The organism is Cupriavidus basilensis, from assembly GCF_000876015.1.
GTDB classification, from domain to species: Bacteria; Pseudomonadota; Gammaproteobacteria; order Burkholderiales; family Burkholderiaceae; genus Cupriavidus; species Cupriavidus basilensis_B.
In genome coordinates, this window is record NZ_BBQM01000001.1 from 120,459 (window position 1) to 138,786 (window position 18,328).

At 69.2% G+C, this 18,328-nt stretch carries 18 protein-coding genes and 1 tRNA gene; 7 read left to right on the top strand and 12 right to left on the bottom strand.

Translation table 11 applies throughout. The features are described from left to right. Positions 1-8 precede the first annotated feature (8 nt). From KF708C_RS00560 to KF708C_RS00575, 4 genes are all read left to right on the top strand, one after another. Positions 9-1,382: a M16 family metallopeptidase gene (locus KF708C_RS00560; protein ID WP_020202652.1), complete on the top strand. Its 1,374-nt coding sequence runs from the start codon at positions 9-11 to the stop codon at positions 1,380-1,382. Positions 1,383-1,506: 124 nt separating this feature from the next. Then, on the top strand, positions 1,507-2,136 hold the full coding sequence (rsmD, locus tag KF708C_RS00565; protein WP_197090298.1) for a 16S rRNA (guanine(966)-N(2))-methyltransferase RsmD: 630 nt from the start codon (positions 1,507-1,509) through the stop codon (positions 2,134-2,136). Positions 2,137-2,372: 236 nt separating this feature from the next. After that, positions 2,373-2,858: a pantetheine-phosphate adenylyltransferase gene (gene coaD / locus KF708C_RS00570; RefSeq protein ID WP_020202654.1), complete on the top strand. Its 486-nt coding sequence runs from the start codon at positions 2,373-2,375 to the stop codon at positions 2,856-2,858. Positions 2,859-2,927: 69 nt separating this feature from the next. Further along, a complete protein-coding gene (locus tag KF708C_RS00575) occupies positions 2,928-3,188 on the top strand; it encodes a YfhL family 4Fe-4S dicluster ferredoxin (protein WP_020202655.1) in 261 nt (86 codons plus the stop codon). Positions 3,189-3,302: 114 nt separating this feature from the next. Here KF708C_RS00575 and pth read toward each other — a convergent pair whose 3' ends face one another. The 7 genes from pth to KF708C_RS00610 form a co-directional block, all read right to left on the bottom strand. After that, positions 3,303-3,896 carry an aminoacyl-tRNA hydrolase gene (gene pth, locus KF708C_RS00580; RefSeq protein WP_020202656.1) on the bottom strand — a complete coding sequence of 198 codons (594 nt, stop codon included), beginning with the start codon at positions 3,894-3,896 and terminating at the stop codon, positions 3,303-3,305. Positions 3,897-4,042: 146 nt separating this feature from the next. Then, positions 4,043-4,648: a 50S ribosomal protein L25/general stress protein Ctc gene (locus KF708C_RS00585; protein ID WP_020202657.1), complete on the bottom strand. Its 606-nt coding sequence runs from the start codon at positions 4,646-4,648 to the stop codon at positions 4,043-4,045. A 103-nt stretch (positions 4,649-4,751) separates the two neighbouring features. After that, the gene (locus KF708C_RS00590; RefSeq protein ID WP_020202658.1) at positions 4,752-5,705 is read right to left on the bottom strand and encodes a ribose-phosphate pyrophosphokinase; all 954 of its coding nucleotides are present in this window, start codon (positions 5,703-5,705) and stop codon (positions 4,752-4,754) included. A gap of 85 nt (positions 5,706-5,790) precedes the next feature. After that, positions 5,791-5,867: transfer RNA gene (locus KF708C_RS00595), tRNA-Gln, on the bottom strand. 58 nt (positions 5,868-5,925) lie between these two features. Beyond that, entirely contained in the window at positions 5,926-6,804 is an 879-nt protein-coding gene (ispE, locus tag KF708C_RS00600) for a 4-(cytidine 5'-diphospho)-2-C-methyl-D-erythritol kinase (RefSeq protein WP_020202659.1), read from the bottom strand. Then, positions 6,801-7,397 carry a lipoprotein insertase outer membrane protein LolB gene (lolB, locus tag KF708C_RS00605; RefSeq protein ID WP_059410403.1) on the bottom strand — a complete coding sequence of 199 codons (597 nt, stop codon included), beginning with the start codon at positions 7,395-7,397 and terminating at the stop codon, positions 6,801-6,803. The genes ispE and lolB overlap by 4 nt, the downstream gene beginning before the upstream one ends. Positions 7,398-7,522: 125 nt before the next feature. Beyond that, positions 7,523-9,409 (bottom strand): tetratricopeptide repeat protein, encoded by a 1,887-nt coding sequence (locus KF708C_RS00610; protein WP_020202661.1) that lies wholly within the window; start codon positions 9,407-9,409, stop codon positions 7,523-7,525. A 149-nt stretch (positions 9,410-9,558) separates the two neighbouring features. Between KF708C_RS00610 and mutM the strand changes: the two genes are divergently transcribed. The 3 genes from mutM (at position 9,559) to mutY (ending at position 13,999) form a co-directional block, all read left to right on the top strand. Beyond that, positions 9,559-10,488, top strand: coding sequence for a bifunctional DNA-formamidopyrimidine glycosylase/DNA-(apurinic or apyrimidinic site) lyase (gene mutM, locus KF708C_RS00615; RefSeq protein WP_059410404.1), 930 nt, complete (start codon positions 9,559-9,561; stop codon positions 10,486-10,488). Positions 10,489-10,747: 259 nt separating this feature from the next. Continuing rightward, positions 10,748-12,685, top strand: a complete 1,938-nt coding sequence (locus tag KF708C_RS00620) for a dynamin family protein (RefSeq protein WP_020202663.1) — start codon at positions 10,748-10,750, stop codon at positions 12,683-12,685. Between the two features lie 120 nt (positions 12,686-12,805). Further along, positions 12,806-13,999: an A/G-specific adenine glycosylase gene (gene mutY, locus KF708C_RS00625; RefSeq protein ID WP_059410405.1), complete on the top strand. Its 1,194-nt coding sequence runs from the start codon at positions 12,806-12,808 to the stop codon at positions 13,997-13,999. A gap of 140 nt (positions 14,000-14,139) precedes the next feature. On the opposite strand, the gene KF708C_RS00630 is transcribed toward mutY, so the two are convergent. From KF708C_RS00630 to ptsN, 5 genes are all read right to left on the bottom strand, one after another. Beyond that, positions 14,140-14,823, bottom strand: coding sequence for an LON peptidase substrate-binding domain-containing protein (locus KF708C_RS00630; protein WP_059410406.1), 684 nt, complete (start codon positions 14,821-14,823; stop codon positions 14,140-14,142). Positions 14,824-14,910: 87 nt separating this feature from the next. Continuing rightward, the gene (rapZ, locus tag KF708C_RS00635) at positions 14,911-15,819 is read right to left on the bottom strand and encodes an RNase adapter RapZ (protein ID WP_059410407.1); all 909 of its coding nucleotides are present in this window, start codon (positions 15,817-15,819) and stop codon (positions 14,911-14,913) included. Positions 15,820-15,935: 116 nt separating this feature from the next. After that, positions 15,936-16,271, bottom strand: a complete 336-nt coding sequence (locus tag KF708C_RS00640) for a PsiF family protein (protein ID WP_020202667.1) — start codon at positions 16,269-16,271, stop codon at positions 15,936-15,938. Between the two features lie 203 nt (positions 16,272-16,474). After that, entirely contained in the window at positions 16,475-17,446 is a 972-nt protein-coding gene (gene hprK / locus KF708C_RS00645) for an HPr(Ser) kinase/phosphatase (protein ID WP_020202668.1), read from the bottom strand. Positions 17,447-17,515: 69 nt separating this feature from the next. Further along, on the bottom strand, positions 17,516-17,971 hold the full coding sequence (gene ptsN, locus KF708C_RS00650; RefSeq protein WP_029043533.1) for a PTS IIA-like nitrogen regulatory protein PtsN: 456 nt from the start codon (positions 17,969-17,971) through the stop codon (positions 17,516-17,518). Positions 17,972-18,328: the final 357 nt, after the last annotated feature.

Consider the following 18,328-nt stretch of genomic DNA (forward strand, 5'->3'; position numbering starts at 1 on the left):
GACCGAAGATGCCTCTCTTTGCCCCGACGATCCCGTCGCCACGCCTGCTGCGCCGCCTCGCGGGCGTGGCCGGCGGCGCGCTGCTCGCGGCCGCCTCGCTGCTGGCCCCGCAGGCCGCGCAGGCCGCCATCCCGATCGAGCAGTGGACCACCTCCACCGGCGCGCGCGTCTATTTCGTGCGCAGCCCGTCCATTCCCATGCTGGACGTCAATATGGATTTCGACGCCGGCAGCCGCTATGACCCGCCCGGCAAGGCGGGGCTGGCCACGCTGGCGTCGGCCCTGCTCGACAAGGGCGCCGGCGCGCAGGACGGCCAGCCCGCGCGCGACGAAGCCCAGGTCGCCGACGCCTTCGCCGACACCGGCGCGGACTTCGGCGGCGCGGCCAGCAGCGACCGCGGCGGCATCGGCCTGCGCACGCTCACCAGCGAGCCCGAGTTGAGCCAGTCGCTCGCGCTCGCCGCGCAACTGGTCAAGGCGCCGGCCTACCCGGATGCCGTGGTCGCGCGCGAGAAGCAGCGCCTGATCACCGCCATCCGCGAAGCCGACTCCAAGCCCGGCGTGATCGCCGACAAGATGGTGTCGCGCGCGATCTATCCCGCGCATCCGTATGGCGTGTCCGCCACCGTGGCCTCGGTCGAGTCCATCACGCGGGCCGACCTGCAGCGCTTCTGGCACGACAACTTTGCCGCCTCGCGCGCCGTGGTGACGCTGATCGGCGCGATCGACCGCAAGCAGGCCGAGTCCATCGCCGAGGCGCTCACGCGCGGCCTGCCGGCCGGCGCCGCGCCGCCGGCCATGCCGCCGGTGCAGCTCGCCATCCCGGCCAGCGAGCAGCGCGTGCCGCATCCGGCGCAGCAGGCCACGGTGGCGATCGGCCAGCCCGCCATCGCGCGCGGCGACCCCGACTACTTCCCGCTGCTGGTGGGCAACTACGTGCTCGGCGGCGGCGGCTTCAGCTCGCGCCTGACCAACGAGGTGCGCGAGAAGCGCGGCCTGACCTACGGCGTGGACAGCTATTTCGCGCCGGCCAAGCAGGCGGGCCCGTTCGGCATCGGCCTGCAGACCAAGAAGGAGCAGACCAACGAGGCGCTGGCGCTGGTGCGCAAGGTGCTGGCGCAATACGTGGCCGAGGGCCCGACCGAGGCCGAGCTCAAGGCGGCCAGGGACAACCTCGTCAACGGCTTCCCGCTGCGCATCGACAGCAACCGCAAGCTGCTGACCAACGTGGCCAACATCGGCTGGTACGGCCTGCCGCTGGACTACCTGGACACCTGGACCGCGCAGATCGGCAAGGTGACGCGGGCGCAGGTGAAGGACGCCTTCCAGCGCCACGTGCATCCGGATGCGATGGCCACCGTGATCGTGGGCGGACCGGAATAAGACGTCGTTTCGGAAAGATCCTGGCCAGAATCGGCGGAACCGGCGGAACCGGCGGGGCAAGCGGAACAGGCGGAGCAAGGCGGGCGCGGAGCACGGGCGCGTCCGCAGGCTCTACAATCACGGCATGAATTCGCGTACCCGATCTCCTTCGCCCGCCGCCGGCGGGCCATCCCCGGCGCCTGCCGCGCGGCGCTCGCCCGCGCAGGTCCGCATCATCGGCGGCAAGTGGAAGCGCACGCCGCTGCCCGTGCTCGACGCCGAAGGCCTGCGCCCCACGCCCGACCGCGTGCGGGAAACCCTGTTCAACTGGCTCGGCCAGGACATGTCCGGCCTGGCGTGCCTGGACCTGTTCGCCGGCTCCGGCGCGCTCGGCTTCGAGGCCGCCTCGCGCGGGGCGGTGCAGGTGACGATGGTGGAGGCCAATCCGCGCGTGGCCAAACAGTTGCGCGACAACCAGTACCGGCTCGACGCGCAGCAGATCCGCATCGTGCAGGGTGACGCATTCGCAACCGCGGCGCAGATGCCGGCGTCGAGCTTCGACGTGGTCTTCCTCGATCCGCCGTTCGCGCAGGACTGGCTGCGGCCCGCGCTCGAGCACGCGGCCAGGCTGTCGCGCCCGGGCGGCGCGGTCTACGTGGAGACCGACCGCGCGCTGAACGGTCCCGACGCGCCGGTGCCGGCCGCGCTGGAGATCGTGCGGCATGCGCGCGCGGGCGCGGTGCACTTCCATCTGCTGCAGCACCGGACCACCTGATCCGCCCGGCGCGATCGGCCCGATCCGCCCGGCGGGGCGCCGTGGCCGGCCATCGCACGCTGGATGCCGCACTGCCGCGAAACCGTCATCGGGCGGCTTGCAAGTGCTGCTTTTAGCGTTACACTACGCCGCTGTCGCCAACGCTCGTCACGCAGCCTCGGCTCCCAGCCCTCACCATAGCGGGCGGGGCCAAGCGGTCCATCCAGGACCGGCAACGGGCAGAACAAGGAGGAAGCATGGTCGTCGCGGTCTACCCCGGCACGTTCGATCCAATGACCCGGGGCCACGAGGATCTGGTGCGCAGAGCGTCCAACATCTTCGATGAGCTCGTGGTCGGTGTGGCGCATAGTCCTAACAAGCGCCCGTTCTTTTCGCTGGAAGAGCGCATCGGTATCGCCCGCGAGGTGCTGGGCCACTATCCCAACGTGCGCGTGGAAGGCTTCTCCGGCCTGCTCAAGGATTTCGTCCGCAAGAACAACGCCCGCGTGATCGTGCGCGGCCTGCGCGCCGTGTCCGACTTCGAGTACGAGTTCCAGATGGCGGGCATGAACCGCTACCTGCTGCCCGACGTGGAAACCATGTTCCTGACGCCGTCGGACCAGTACCAGTTCATCTCCGGCACCTTCGTGCGCGAGATCGCGGTGCTCGGCGGCGACGTCAGCAAGTTCGTATTCCCCTCGGTCGAGCGCTGGCTGAAAGAGAAAATCGGCAAAGCGGAATAGAATGAGGGCTTGCGACATGCGGACCGCGGCCAGTCGGGCGCGGCCCATGTCCGGCTGAAAGGAAACACGATGGCACTGATGATCACCGACGACTGCATCAATTGCGACGTTTGTGAGCCGGAGTGCCCGAACGAAGCCATTTCGATGGGGCCCGAGATCTACGAGATCGACCCCAACAAATGCACGGAATGCGTCGGACACTTCGATGAACCGCAATGCCAGCAGGTCTGCCCCGTGGCTTGCATCCCGCACGATCCGGCCCGGGTCGAGTCGCGCGAGACGCTGATGGGGCGCTACCGCCTGCTGACGGCGGCCAAGCGCGCCGCCTGAAGCCACACGGCCAGGCAGCCCGTTCGGCGGCAAAAAACCCCGGCACCGGAAGGTGGCGGGGTTTTTTGTTGGGTGCTTGTTGGGCGTTCCGCGCGCGTGATGCCGGCGCGGCGCTCAGCGGCCCGTGTGCAGCTCCAGCATGGCGCGCTCGCTCTCGCCCCTGGCCAGCAGCGACAGCGGCGCGATGCTGCGGTCGATGGCCTCGTCGATGGCCTGCTGCTCCTCGCGGCGCGGCGGCTTGAGCACATAATTGATCACGTCCTCGCGCCCGCCCGCGCCGCCCGGCGCGTTGCGCGGATGGCCCACGCCCAGGCGCAGCCGCCAGTAGTCCTGCGTGGTCAGGTGCGCGGCGATGTCCTTGAGGCCGTTGTGGCCGCCGGCGCCGCCGCCGCGCTTGAGCTTGACCGCGCCCGGCGGCAGGTCCATCTCGTCGTGGGCGACCAGGATCTCGTCGGGCAGGATCTTGTAGAAGCGCGCCAGCGACACCACCGACAGCCCCGAGCGGTTCATGAAGGTGGACGGCTTGAGCAGCCAGATGTCCTGGTCCCACAGGCGCGCGCGCGCGGCCAGCCCGTGGAAGCGGCCTTCCACGCGCAGCGTGGCGCCGCCCATGCGGGCAAGCTGGTCGACCAGCCAGAAGCCGGCGTTGTGGCGGGTGGCTTCGTATTCCGCCCCGGGATTGCCGAGGCCGACGATGAGTTTGATCATGCGTGCACTACGTGGGTGAGGGCGGCCAGAGGCCAAGCATACGCGAAACGGCATGGGGACCGGCACGCGAAAAAAAACCGCCGGACACGCCGGCGGCTCTTTCTTGCCATTGCTGGTGCGCGGCCCGCGGGCCGCGCTCAGGCAACTCAGGCAGCGGGCGTTTCGCCGCCTTCGGCAGCTTCCGCGACGCCACCGGCCGGCAGCGAGATGCTGGCGACGGCGGGGTTTTCGTCACCGTGGGTGATGGCGCTCACGCCCTTCGGCAGCTTCACGTCCGACAGGTGCAGGGTCTGGCCCAGCTCGCCCGCGCCCAGGTCCACCTCGATGAACTCGGGCAGGTCGGCCGGCAGGCACGACACTTCCAGTTCGTTCAGGATGTGGTTGACGATGCCGTGGCCCAGCTTCACGCCCGGGGCGTTTTCCTGGTTGACGAAGTGCAGCGGCACCTTCACGTGGATCTTGTCCGAGGCCGACACGCGCTGGAAGTCGACGTGCAGCACCAGCGGCTTGAACGGGTGCATCTGGAACGCGCGCAGCAGGGCCTTCTCGGCCTTGCCTTCCACTTCCAGGTCGAGGATCGACGAGTGGAACGCTTCCTTCTTCAGCGCGTGGAACAGCGCGTTGTGATCGAGTTCGATCATCTTGGGTTCGGCAGCGCCGCCATAGATGATGCCCGGGGTCTTGCCGGCGTTGCGCAGGCGGCGGCTCGCACCCGTTCCCTGTACGCTACGCTCGAAAGCTACGACTTTCATGATGACTCCAAATGTAAGAGGGCTGTCCGCGACCAGACAGCCCGATGAACCGGCAGGAAAGGGCTATTCGCCCCTGCCCGCCACAGTAAAGCCTTGAATTCTATCAGGAATCGGCAAACAGCGACATGATCGAGTCGCCCTTGACGATCCGGGTAAAGGTTTCGGCCAGCAGCGGCGCGGTCGACAGCTGGCGGATCTTGCCGGACTGGATGGCGTCGTCGCGCAGCGGGATGGTGTCGCACACCACCACTTCGTCCAGCTCGGAATCCGCGATGCGGGCAGCGGCGCCGCCCGACAGCACCGGATGGGTGCAATAGGCGAAGACCTTCTGCGCGCCGCGCTCCTTGAGCACCTGGGCCGCCTTGCACAGCGTGCCGCCGGTGTCGATCATGTCGTCCATGATCACGCAGTTGCGGCCGTCGACTTCACCGATGATGTTCATCACCTCGGCCACGTTGGCCTTGGGGCGGCGCTTGTCGATGATGGCCAGGTCGCAGTTGAGCTGCTTGGCCAGCGCACGGGCGCGCACCACGCCGCCGACGTCGGGCGAGACCACCAGCAGGTCGCCGTAGTTCTTCTCGCGCAGGTCGCCCAGCAGGACCGGCGAGGCGTAGATGTTGTCGACGGGGATGTCGAAGAAGCCCTGGATCTGGTCGGCGTGCAGGTCCATCGTCAGGATGCGGTCGACGCCGGCGACTTCCAGCATGTTGGCCACCACCTTGGCCGAGATCGCGACGCGCGCCGAGCGCGGGCGGCGGTCCTGGCGGGCATAGCCGAAGTAGGGCATGGCGGCGGTGATGCTGCGTGCCGAGGCGCGCTTGAGCGCGTCGACCATCACCATCAGTTCCATCAGGTTGTCGTTGGTCGGCGCGCAGGTAGACTGCAGCACGATGACGTGCTTGCCGCGAACGTTTTCCTGGATTTCGACTTGGACTTCGCCGTCGGAGAACCGGCCCACCTGTGCCTTCCCAAGGGGAATGCCGAGGTGCTGCACGACAGCCTCCGCGAGTTTGGGGTTGGCGTTGCCGGTAAAAACCATCAAGCCTTCGCTGCTCATTCGGTGCACCTGTCTTGCTGCTGGGGGGGACGACCGTCACCGGCTAGTGCCGGTGACGTATTCTGCGGATCTGCGAGGAATGTAATGGCAGGGGAAGAAGGATTCGAACCTTCGAATGCCGGAATCAAAATCCGGTGCCTTGACCAACTTGGCGACTCCCCTACACAACCGGGTCCGTCCATCGTCACATACAGCCAGCGTGACGCCGAACGAAAAACTATCAAGCGAGCGCTGCGAGCGGGTGGCGGGACAAACTCCTCGCACACTTGCCATCCCATCCGGGTGGCAACCGTTCCAGTACCTGCTGCGCCGTCTGCTCGTCATCAAACCGTGCAAACACGCAGGCGCCGGATCCGGTCATCCTTGCATGGGGACTGTATTGTCTCAACCATTCAAGGGCTCGGGCAACTTCGCCGAACTTCGCCGTTGCTATCGTTTCCAGATCGTTGCGACCGAAAGCGAATTTGTTTGTGCAAGCAGCGAAGACCGCAACTATAGAGATCGGCGTATCCCTTGTCAAGCGCCCGTCCGAAAAAATTTCCGGGGTCGGGACGTGCTGGCGCGGATGGACGATCACGAACCAGCTCTCGGGCAGCTCGACCGTGGCCAGTTCCTCGCCGATGCCCTGCGCGAAGGCATTCTCGCCGTGCAGGAAGAACGGCACGTCGGCGCCGAGCGTCAGGCCGATGCGCTTGAGTTCCTCGCGCGGCAGGCCCAGGCCCCACAGGTGGTTGAGCGCCATCAGCGTGGTGGCCGCGTCGGACGAGCCGCCGCCGATGCCGCCGCCCATCGGCAGCCGCTTGTCGATGGCGATGTCGGCGCCGAACGCGGTGCCGCCGGCCTGCTGCAGCGCGCGCGCCGCGCGCACGATCAGGTCCGAGTCGGCCGGCACGCCGGGCACCTCGGTGACGCGCTCGATGCGGCCGTCGTCGCGGCGGCGGAAGTCCAGCGTGTCGCTCCAGTCCACCAGTTGGAACACGGTCTGCAGCGTGTGGTAGCCGTCGGGGCGGCGCCCGGTCACGTGCAGGAAGAGATTGAGCTTGGCGGGCGCGGGGCAGCCGCGCAGTTCGGGCGGGGGCAGGGTGCGGGCAGTATTCATTGGGCCTGTTCCGGGTCGATCACGAGGCGGACCGACAAGGGGTTGCTGTCGCCGTCGCGCGCAAGGTCGATGCGGCGCGGCTGCTGTGCGGCCGCATCCTGCCACGCGACGTAGCGCACGGTCCAGCCGTTCTGCGCCAGCGTGGCCAGGCGCCCGCTGTCGTCGCGCGTGGCGCGCGCGGGCGAGCCCGGCGCGGGCCGGCCGTACAGCCAGTCGCGCATGCCGGCCACCGGCAGCGAGAAGCCGAGGGCTTCCTCCAGCAGCGTGTCCACCTCGGGCGCGTTGCGCGGCGGCTGGTTGGGCAGGTCGAGCGTGGCGCCGGACGGCGTGGAAGTCACCACGGCCAGGGTCTGGCCCAGCGGCGAGATCAGGTCGAGCCGCACGTTGCGGCCCTGCTCATGCCACTGGAAGCTGCCCTGCACGCCTTCGTCGCGGCCGTAGCGCACGTAGCTGGCGGCAAAGCGGCCCTTGAGGTCGCGCGCCTGCGCGGCCTCGCCGGTGTCGAACTGGCGGGTGGGCGTGATGCTGGCGCAGGCCGCGAGCCAGAGGGGCGCGGTCAGGCACAGCAGGGCTAGGCATCGGGATATGGGCATGGGTGTCTGGCGCCCGCGCCGGCGGCGCGGGCGGCGGGCCTTCCTCCCGGCGCGGGCCGGAAGGAAGCGGGTGGATCATCGGACGCGGCGAACAGAGGCGAACGTCGGCGAAGGCAGGCGCGGGCCTACTTGGACAGCGCCGACAGCGGCACGTTGTAGCGGCGCAGGGTGTCGATCAGGATCACGTTGTCCGGCTCGATCTTGGCGGCTTCGGTCCAGGTCTTGCGCGCCTCGTCCTGCTGGCCGAGCTGCCAGAGGACCTCGCCCAGATGGGCGCCGATCTCGGCCTCGGGCGCCCGGGCGTAGGCGTTGCGCAGCAGTTCGGCGGCCGGCTGGAGCTGGCCCAGGCGGAATTTGACCCAGGCCAGGCTGTCCATGATGTAGGGATCGTCCGGGCCCAGCGCCGAAGCCTTCTCGAGCAGCTGCAGCGCCTCGGGCAGGCGCACGTTGCGGTCGGCCAGCGAGTAGCCGAGCGCGTTGTAGCCCTGCTTCTGCTCGGGCTGCATGGCGATCACCCGGCGCAGCAGCGTCTCCATGCTGTCGTAGCGCTTCTCGCGCTCGTCGAGCATGGCCAGCTCGTAGACCCAGTCGGAGTTGTCGGGCTCGGCCGTGGTCCGCTCTTCCAGCACCTTGCGGGCGCGGCCGTAGGCCTTGGCGTCGAGCAGCATGCCGACCTCGGCCTGGCGTATCGCGGTCATGCGCTGCGCGCGCTGGTCCGGCTCGGCGATGTCCTCGCTGTCGGCCAGCATGTCGTTGAAGACGGCCTGGGCATCGTCGAGCTTGCCCATGCGGCCCAGCAGCTGCGCGCGCTTCACCGCGGCGGCTGGCGCCAGGCGGCTGTCGTCGATGCGGTCGAGCCAGGCCACCGCGGCCGGGTAGTCCTTCTTTTCCTCGGCGATCTGCGCCAGGTACTGGTAGGCGATGTCTGGGCTGGCGGTCGGCACCTGGCCGGCCAGCTGCAGGTATTCCTTCAGGTACTGCTCGGCCTCGTCGTAGCGCTTGGACTGCAGGCTGGTCAGGCCGAGCGCGAGCGGCACGCGCGGGTCCTTCGGCGCGATCTTGCGCAGGGTCTCGAACTCGGCGCGCGCGGCCTGCAGGTCGTTCTGCTGCAGGTACAGGCGGGCCAGCGTGATGTGCCCGTTGATCGAGACCGGCGCCTTGTCGACGAAGGCTTTCAGTCCGGCGATGGCCTGGTCGGGCGCGCCGTCCGCGCGCAGCTCGGCGGCCATCAGCGCGGCCGCCTCGTAGTCGGGCCGCATGCGCAGCGTCTGGTCGAGCTCGGTCAGCGCGCCGGGGATGTCGTTGGCGGCTTCCCTGGCGCGGGCCAGCGCGAGGTGGGTCTCGGCCGAGCCCATATCGTTGGCCACCAGGCGCCGCAGCAGGGCGGCGGCGCCGGCCGGGTCGCTGGTGCGCGAGAGCTGCTGCTGCATCTGCAGGATCGCGTCCGGCCGGTGGCCCGGCGGCACGCCGTTGAGCTGCAGCGCGAGCAGCGGCTCGGCCTCGTCCCAGCGGGCGCTCAGCACCAGCAGGGTGGACAGCACCTGGCGCGCGCCCGCCGAAGTGGGCGCAAGCTCGGTCCACAGGCGCGCGGCCTCCAGCGCCTGCGGGGCGCTGCGCGCGTTGAACGCGATCTCGGTGGCGCGCTGGGCGAAGCGCGGGTCGCGCGTGTTGCGGGCCAGTTCCAGGTAGGTCTGGTAGGCCGGGCCGATCACGCCGCGCTGCACGGAAATCTCCGCGGCCAGCACGCGGTACAGGATGTCGCCGGTCAGCGGCACCGCCGGCAGCGGCATCTTGGGCGGCAGCGGGTTGGAGCGGGCCGGCGCCGGCGCGGCTTCCGCGGCGAGCGTGAGCGGACGGGCGTCGGCGGCATGGCCGGCGAGCGGAGCCAGGGCGCAGACCGCCAGCGCGGCCGCGGCGATGGCCGCCAGCCTGTGACGCAGGGGCCGCCGGGCCGGCCGGGCAAGGATGGAGTCAGCGGGGGTCATCGAGGTACGGTCCAGACGGTCCGACATGTGGGTGGGTGCTCCAGCACGCAAAAGCGCAGATGCGATGGGATAGTTAAGGGCATTGTAGCCTGCCGTTACAATGCCTTGCTTGTCCGCGTGGCGCCAGCCGGCATGGGGCTTCTGGCGGTTTGAGTGGCTTGGAAGGGAGAGGTTCGATGCCTGAGTTGCCGGAGGTCGAAGTGACCCGGCGCGGCTTGCTGCCGCACGTGGTCGGCCGGCGTATCGCCGAGGTCGTGGTGCGCCATCGCGGCCTGCGCTGGCCGGTGGAAACCGGGCTGGAGGCGCAACTGGCCGGGCGCGTGGTCGCGCGCATCGAGCGGCGCGGCAAGTACCTGCTGCTGGAGTGCGTGCGGGCGGCCCCGCACGCTGATGGGGCGCCGGGCCCGGCCGCCGTGGCGGGTCCGGCGCCTGGGTCGCCGCCCGGCGGCGAGCGCGGCTGGCTGCTGATCCACCTCGGCATGACCGGCACGCTGCGGGTGCTGCCGCAGGCGCCGCCGCCGGGCGCGCACGATCACCTCGACCTGGTCCTGGCCGGGGCGGACGGAGATGGCGCCGCGGCGCCGCTCGTGCTGCGCTTTCGCGATCCGCGCCGCTTCGGCGCGGTGCTGTGGAGCGCGCTGGCGGAGGCCGAGCTCGAGACCCATCCGCTGCTGCGCGGGCTCGGCATCGAGCCTTTCGACGCGCGCTTCGACGGCGCCTGGCTGCACCGCCACGGGCGCGGCCGCAGCGCGGCCATCAAGACCGTGCTGCTGGCCGGCAACATCGTGGTCGGCGTGGGCAACATCTACGCCTCCGAGAGTTTGTTCGCCGCCGGCATCCGCCCGACCACGCCGGCCGGGCGGCTGTCGCTGGCGCGCTGCGAGCGGCTGGCCGCGGCCGTGCGCGACACGCTGGCGCGCGCCATCGAGCGCGGCGGCAGCACCCTGCGCGATTTCGTCGGCAGCGACGGCAGCAGCGGCTACTTCCAGCTCGACTGCGCGGTGTACGACCGCGCCGGCCATCCGTGCCGGGTGTGCGGCACGACCATCCGGCAGATCGTGCAGGGCCAGCGCTCCACCTTCTATTGCCCGACCTGCCAGCGTTGAGCGGCGCCCGGCGAAGTGCTTCGCGGGCGTCTTGCGGCTGGTGCCGCGCGTACCCGATGGGCCGGCGCAACACCGCGGCCCGCGGGCGCTTCTAATTTCACAAAAGTGCGCCGGAAACCTGTATCTTCGATAACGTAAAAAAGTGTTACAGAATACACAGCCGAATACTCAGCCCCTGCGCCGGCGCGAGCCGGCGTAGACGCCTGCGCCAGGCCCGTGATGCCGCCGCGGGGGCTGATCGCTCAAGATCCCAGTACCAATGACAACCCTCGCCCTTCAATTCGAACAGTACGGCGCCTGGAGAACCGGGGTACTCGATTCCCTGGCCGAATTCCGTGGCTGGCTGCAGCAGCACGACCTCTACGACGCCCAGGCCGACGAGCGCGCGCAGCGCATCCAGAGCGTGCTCAAGAGCGACCGGCTCAAGGTGGCGTTCATCGCCGAGTTCTCGCGCGGCAAGAGCGAACTGATCAACGCGATCTTCTTCGCCGACTACGGCCGGCGCATCCTGCCGTCGTCGGCCGGGCGCACCACCATGTGCCCGACCGAGCTGCGCTACGACGAGACCGAGGCGCCCTGCATCCGCCTGCTGCCGATCGAGACGCGCCTGCAGGAAGCCTCCACCGCCGACTTCCTCGACGTCGACTCGCACTGGCACACCGTGCCGCTCGACCCGTCCTCGCCCGACGGCATGCTCGACGCCTTCCGCCACGTGATCGAGACCAGCCGCGTCACGCGCGAGATGGCCGAGTCGCTGGGCCTGTACAACGACAAGGACCCCGACGCCGCCTACGCGCTCGACGCCGACGGCATGGTCGAGATCTCGCGCTGGCGCCACGCGGTGATCAACTTCCCGCATCCGCTGCTGCGCCAGGGCCTGGTGATCCTCGACACGCCGGGCCTCAACGCCATCGGCACCGAGCCGGAACTGACGCTGCGCCTGATCCCCGATGCGCACGTGGTGGTGTTCATGCTGGCCGCCGACGCCGGTGTTACCAAGAGCGACCTCGACCTGTGGCGCAGCCATGTCAGCGCGGGGCACCGCAAGGGCTGCCTGGCGGTGCTCAACAAGATCGACGGCCTGTGGGACCCGCTCAAGTCGCCGGCCGAGACCGCCGCGGAGATCACGCGCCAGGTCACCTCCAGCGCGCAGGTGCTGGGCATCGACGAGGCGCGCGTCTACCCGGTGTCGGCGCAGAAGGGCCTGGTCGCCAAGGTGACGCACGACGACGACCTGCTCGTGCGCAGCGGCCTGCCGCAGTTCGAGCACGTGCTGTCGGACCAGTTGATCCCGCAGCGGCGCGAGATCGTCGCCGACCAGGTGCAGCGCGCCGTCGAGGAGATGGCGCGCGGCGCGCAGCAACTGCTGCAAAGCCGCCGCCGCAGCATCGTCGAGCAGTTGTTCGAGCTGCGCGGGCTGCGCGGCAAGAACCACGCGATGGTCAAGCACATGCTCTCGCGCGTGCAGTCCGAGAAGGAGGAGTTCGAGCAGAGCATCGCCAAGTTCCAGGCGCTGCGGCTGGTGTTCGGCCGGCACAGCGCCGACATCATCAAGAGCCTGCAGTTGCGCGACGTGCGCAGCACCATGCGCGAGCGCCGCGAGCAGATGAAGGAGCGCTTCTTCTCGCGCGGCCTGCGCGAGGACATGGACAGCCTGTTCGCGCGGCTGGTCGAGCTGGTCAGCGAGGCCGACCAGAAGATCGCCCAGCTGCACCAGCTCACCGACAGCATGTACCGCCGCTTCAATGCCGAGCACGGCTTCACGCTGCCGGCGCCGATCCAGTTCGTCACCGCGCGCTACGTCAGCGAGCTGCAGGCCACGCTGGCGCTGGCCAACACGCATTTCGGCGCCATGAGCATGCTCACGCGCTCGCGTCCGCAACTGGTGCAGAGCGCGTTCTCGACCATCGCCAGCCGCGTGCTGGAGACCTTCCGCGACCTCAACCGCGACATCGAGATCTGGCTCAAGTCGGTGATGACGCCGCTCGAGGCGCAGGTGCGCGAGCACCAGAAGCAGCTGCGCCGCCGCGTCGATTCGATCGAGCGCATCCATGAAGCCACCGACACGCTCGAGAGCCGCATCGCGCAGCTCGAGGAAGTGCTCAACGGCCTGGACGACCGCAGCGGGCGCATCGAAGCCTATGCCCGGCAGATCCTGCGGCCCGAGAGCAGCGGCCACGCGCGGGCGGCGGCCTGAAGGCAGTCTGTAGGCAGTCTGAAGGCGGCATGAAGCAGCGCGGCCCGCGGGCCGCGCCGCGGGAGGCGGTATCATGACGCGCCGCCGCTCCCGGCGCCGCCTTTGCCCGCCACGTCCCCGATGCCCCGCAAGCCCGCCGTCCTGTCCGCCGATATTCCCGCCACCGTAGCCCGGCCTGCCGCCGGCGTTCCCGCCGCCGGTGTTCCCACCGATTTCGCCGCCCGCGTGGTGGCGTGGCAGCGCGTGCACGGGCGCCATGACCTGCCGTGGCAGAACACGCGCGATCCGTATCGCATCTGGCTGTCGGAGATCATGCTGCAGCAGACCCAGGTCAGCGCGGTGATCGAATACTTCCAGCGTTTCGTCGGCCGCCTGCCCACCGTGGCCGCGCTGGCCGAGGCGAGCGCGGACGAGGTGATGGCGCTGTGGGCGGGGCTCGGCTACTACTCGCGCGCGCGTAACCTGCACCGCTGCGCCAAGGCGGTGATGAGCGAGCACGGCGGCGTGTTCCCGACCGATCCCGAAGTCCTGGTGACGCTGCCCGGCATCGGCCGCTCGACCGCGGCGGCGGTGGCGGCCTTCAGCGCCGGCGTGCGCTCGCCCATCCTCGACGGCAACGTCAAGCGCGTGTTCGCCAGGTTCTTCGGCATCCACGGACATCCCGGCGTCAAGGCGGTCGAGACCCGCATGTGGCAACTGGCCGGCGAGGTGCTGCCCGCCCAAGGCCCCGCGCAGTCCGAGGACATGGTGTCCTACACCCAGGGCCTGATGGACCTCGGCGCCACCATCTGCTCGCGCGGCAAGCCCGCCTGCCTGGGCAGCGCCGCGGCCTGTCCGCTGTCCGCCGACTGCGTGGCGCGCCGCGACGGCCTTACCGCCGCGCTGCCCACGCCCAAGCCGCGCGCCGCCATCCCCGAGCGCAGCACCGTGATGCTGCTGCTGCGGCGCGGCCGCGAGATCCTGCTCGCGCTGCGCCCCGACAGCGGCATCTGGGGCGGCCTGTGGAGCCTGCCCGAGATGCCGGTCGACACCGTGCCCTTCGACGCCGAGCAGGCCGAGGACGCCGCGCTCGAACGCGCCCGCGCGTTCGGCACGCCTGGCCGCGCCGAACTGGTCGGCGAGCTTACCCACGTCTTCACCCACTTCCGCCTGCTGATCCGCGCCATCCGCGTGGACATGACCGCGCTGGCCATGCGCGACGGCGGCGATGGCCCCGCGCTGCGCTGGATCTCGCTGGACGACCTGGATGAAGTCGGCACGCCAGCGCCGGTGCGCAAGCTGCTCGAAACGCAAGCGCAAAGCGGCCTGTTCTGATGGTTTGATCAGCGCCCCGAAGGTGCGAAGAAATCGTAGCGAGCGGGCCGTGGCAGGTGCGAGAAGCACAGCCGTACACGCGTACGGCGAGCATCGCAGCGCCTGCCACGGCCCGCGCAGCAGATTTATTCGCGCCTTCGCTACAGGATGTGGTGCTGGTGCATGTACTTGTGGACGATCTCGATCCGCATCCCCGCGTCCGGCAGCGCCATCAGCATCTGCTTGGCCTTGAGCGGCACCGGCAGCAGCTCGCACAGGCGGTTCGCCACCCAGCTCGGGTCGTCCCACAGGAAGGGCTCGCAGAAAGGCAGCTTGCCCGGGTGCTCGGCATGCAGCGCGCCGACGATGCGGCGTAGCACGGCCAGGCATTCGCCCAGCAGTTCCAGCTTGCAGTCGATGATGTCCGGCGGCAGCAGCCTGGCCTGCCCGACCAGCAGGCCGTTGTCGCGCACGGTGTAGCTGAGCAGCTCGAAGCGCTGCCGGCCGCGCGTGCTGATCAGCAGCACGCCGAGCTGCTCCATGTTGCAGTCGATGATGTCGGCCAGGCAGCCGACGGTTTCCGGCACGGTGGGCTCGTCGGGGCGGGCCACCTCGCTGCCGCTGGCGATCAGGCACACGCCGAACGGCGCGCGGTCGCGCATGCAGGCGCGCACCATGTCGACGTAGCGCGCCTCGAACACGCGCAGCGGCAGCAGGCCGTCGGGGAACAGCACGGTGTTCAGCGGGAACAGCGGCAGGCTATCCAGCGTGGGCGGCGCCGATGTGGCGGACAGGGAAGGCGAGGCGGATGGGCCGGGTGCGGCGGGCGTGGCGCGTGAGGACATGCTGAGCCAGCAAAGGTTGCGGGCGGGCAGCGGTGCCGGGCACCGGCTGCCGGGGCCGGGCCGCGAAGGCGGGCGCAGCAGCGTGTATCAGCCGCCCGGCGCGAGCTCGCGGTGTCTCACCAGCACATTACCATGCGCGCGGAAATAGTTGGCAAGTCTTTCGGCGATGTAGACCGAACGGTGCTGGCCGCCGGTGCAGCCGATGGCCACGGTCAGGTAGCTGCGGTTGTCGGCGATGAAACTCGGCAGCCACTTTTCGACGTAGGCGCGGATGTCCTCGGCCATCGCCAGCACCATCGGCTGGCTCTGCAGGAAGTCGATCACCGGCGCGTCGCGCCCGGTCAGCGGGCGCAGGGCGAGGTCGTAGTACGGGTTGGGCAGCGAGCGCACGTCGAACACCATGTCCGCGTCGCTGGGCACGCCGTGCTTGAAGCCGAACGACTCGAACAGCAGCGTGAGCTGCAGGCCGTCTTCGCGCACGAATTCCTTGATCCAGGCGCGCAGCGTGTTGGTGCGCACGTTGCTGGTGTCGATGCGGTGCGCGGCCTCGGCCAGCGGGCTGAGCAGCTCGCGCTCCATCTCGATCGCCTCGACCAGCGAGGTGTCGTTGAGCGGCGCGGCAGCGGCGATATTGTCTGCATTGTTCTCGCCGGCCGCGCCGGGCTTCTCCGTGCGCATGGACAGCGGGTGGCGCCGCCGCGTCTCCGAGTAGCGCTGCACCAGCGCGTCGGTATTGGCGGTCAGGAACACCACGCGGACCTGGTGCTCGGCCGCGAGGTCGCGCAGCGTGCCCGGCAACTGGTCGAGCGATTCGCGGCTGCGGATGTCGGTGGCGACGCCCAGGTGCGTGTAGCCCTGGGACGCGAGATAGCGCGCCAGCTCGGGGATGAACTGCGCTGGCAGGTTGTCGACGCAGTAGTAGCCCGCGTCTTCCAGTACGTTCAGGGCGACCGACTTGCCGGAGCCGGAAATTCCGGTGATAAGTATGATGCGCATAGCGTCACAAGCATAACATCAGGGGAATGACGCCGTCATGACGGCGCGGGCGCCAAGAAAAATGGCGAACCGGGGTTCGCCATTCGACTGCGTGCCTTGCCGCAAGGGCGGCCCTTTTACTTGGACAGGCAATCCTTCATGAAGGCCTTGCGCTCGTCGCCCTTCTTGCCGGTGGCGTCCTTGTTGCACGCCTTCATCTTTTCCTGCTGGCTGTTGCCGGGCGCCGCCGCCGGCTTGTTCGACAGGCAGCCCTTCATGAAGGTCTTGCGCTCGTCGCCCTTCTTGCCGGAAGCCTGGGTGTTGCAGGCCTTCATCTTGTCCTGCTGGGTGTTGGCGGCTGCGGGTGCCGCCGCGGGGGCGGCGGGTGCGGCGGGGGCCGCAGCCGTCTGGGCAAACGCCACGCTGGCGAACAGCGGGGCTACCAGCGCGCACATCGCGATCATCTTCTTCATGCTTGCTCTCCTGGCTGTGGAAAACGTCATGGCCGCCGGCCTGTCGGCGCGGCGGCTCGGGGTGGGCTCGATGCCCATTACAGCACAAAACGGACGATGTCCCAAAGCCGTTGACGGCCTGGACCCGCAAGCAATGTAAGCAAATGAAAAACCGCGCGGGGCGGGCGCGCTTTCTGCGCGCGCGCGCCCGCGCTCCCGGCGCTTCAGAGCAGCCGGCCCTGGCCGCGCGCGACCACGTCGGCCTGCATCGCCGCGCGCTGGCGGTCCATGAAGTCGCGCAGCGTGTCGATGCCGCGCAGGCGCAGGATGGTGTTGCGCACGGCGGCCTCGACCAGCACGGCGAGGTTGCGGCCGGCCGCCACCTGGATCTTGACCATGTGGATCGGCAGGCCGAGCACGTCGAGGTATTGCGAATCGAGCGGCAGGCGCTCGAACTCGCCGTCGTTGCGGCGCACGAGCTGCACCACCAGCTTCATCTTCATCTTCCGGCGCACCGCGGTCTCGCCGAAGATGGTCTTGATGTCGAGCAGGCCCAGTCCGCGCACCTCGAGCAGGTTCTGCAGCAGCGGCGGGCAGCGGCCTTCGATGAAGTCCGGCCCCAGGCGCACGAAGTCCACCGCGTCGTCGGCCACCAGCCCGTGTCCGCGCGAGATCAGTTCCAGGCCGAGCTCGCTCTTGCCCAGGCCCGACTCGCCCATGATCAGCACGCCCATGCCGAGGATGTCGAGGAACACGCCGTGCATGGTCACGCGCGGCGCGGAGATCCGCGAGAGATAGAGTCGCAGGTGGTCGATCACCGCGGCCGAGGACACCGGCGTGGTGAACAGCGGCGTGGACGAGCGCGTGCAGCGCAGTTCCAGGTCGGGCGGCGGCTCCATGCCGTCGGCGATCACCAGGAACGGCGGCTCGAGCAGGATCAGCTCGCCCATCTGGCGCTTGCGCATCTCGTCGTCGAGGCGCTGGTAGTAGGTGATCTCCGGCTTGCCGAGCACCTGGATCCGGTTCGGGTGGATCAGGTTCAGGTGGCCGACGAGGTCGGCGGCGGAGGTGGCTTCGCGCGCGAACTCGACGTCGAAGGCGCGGTCCGCGCCTTCCAGCCCAGCAACCCAGGAGAGTTTGATGTCGGCTGCGTTGTCGTCGAAGATCGACTGCGAGGTGACGCCAGTGAGTTCCATGCGGCTACTTTCGGGGGACGGGCGGGCGGGCCGTCGCCCGGCGTGCCGGGTGGCGGCTGCCCAGGCGGATCAGGGATGCCATTGCGTCAGCAACTGGTGCACGGCATCGGAAGTGGGCAGGGTGGCGAGTCCTTCGCGCATTTCGCGGTCGGACAGCAGCTGGGCGATCTCGGAGAGGATTTCCAGGTGTTGCTGGGTGGCCTGCTCGGGCACCAGCAGGAAGATCAGCAGCGATACCGGCTTGCCGTCCGGCGACTCGAACGGGATCGGCTCGGCCAGGCGCATGAAGCCGGCCAGCGGCTGCTTCAGGCCCTTGATGCGGCCGTGCGGAATGGCCACGCCGGCGCCGAGGCCGGTCGAGCCCAGCGATTCGCGGGCAAACAGGTTGTCGGTCACGGTGGCGCGCGCTACGCCGTGGTTGTTCTCGAAGAGGAGCCCGGCCTGTTCGAACACCCGCTTCTTGCTGGTGACGCTGACGTCGAGGTTGATGTTGCCGGGTGGCAGCAATTTAGCCAAACGATTCATGTGGAATGCGCAGGTTTTTCTAGTAAGCAGGCCCGGGGCCGGCAGGGGGGCGCGCCAGGCAAAAAGGGGATGAAAAGGCTGGTGCCGGCTCATACCCGCATTGCACCGGTTGTCCCATGCCGGTGTCGGGCGTCTGGCCATTATAGAGCAGGCCCGCCCCCGCCTTGTGCATCGCAATAGCCCGTGCGCGGAAGCGGTGCCGCGCGCATGCCCGGAATCGCTGAACCACCGTTCATGTATTGCGCAGCATACACCGGCGGCGGGGCGTTGCGGAATCCCCTTGTGGCATTGCGCAACGGCCGCCGGCGCGAGGGTGGACACGAAAGCGGACGGCGCAAAAAAGCCGCGCAACGGGCG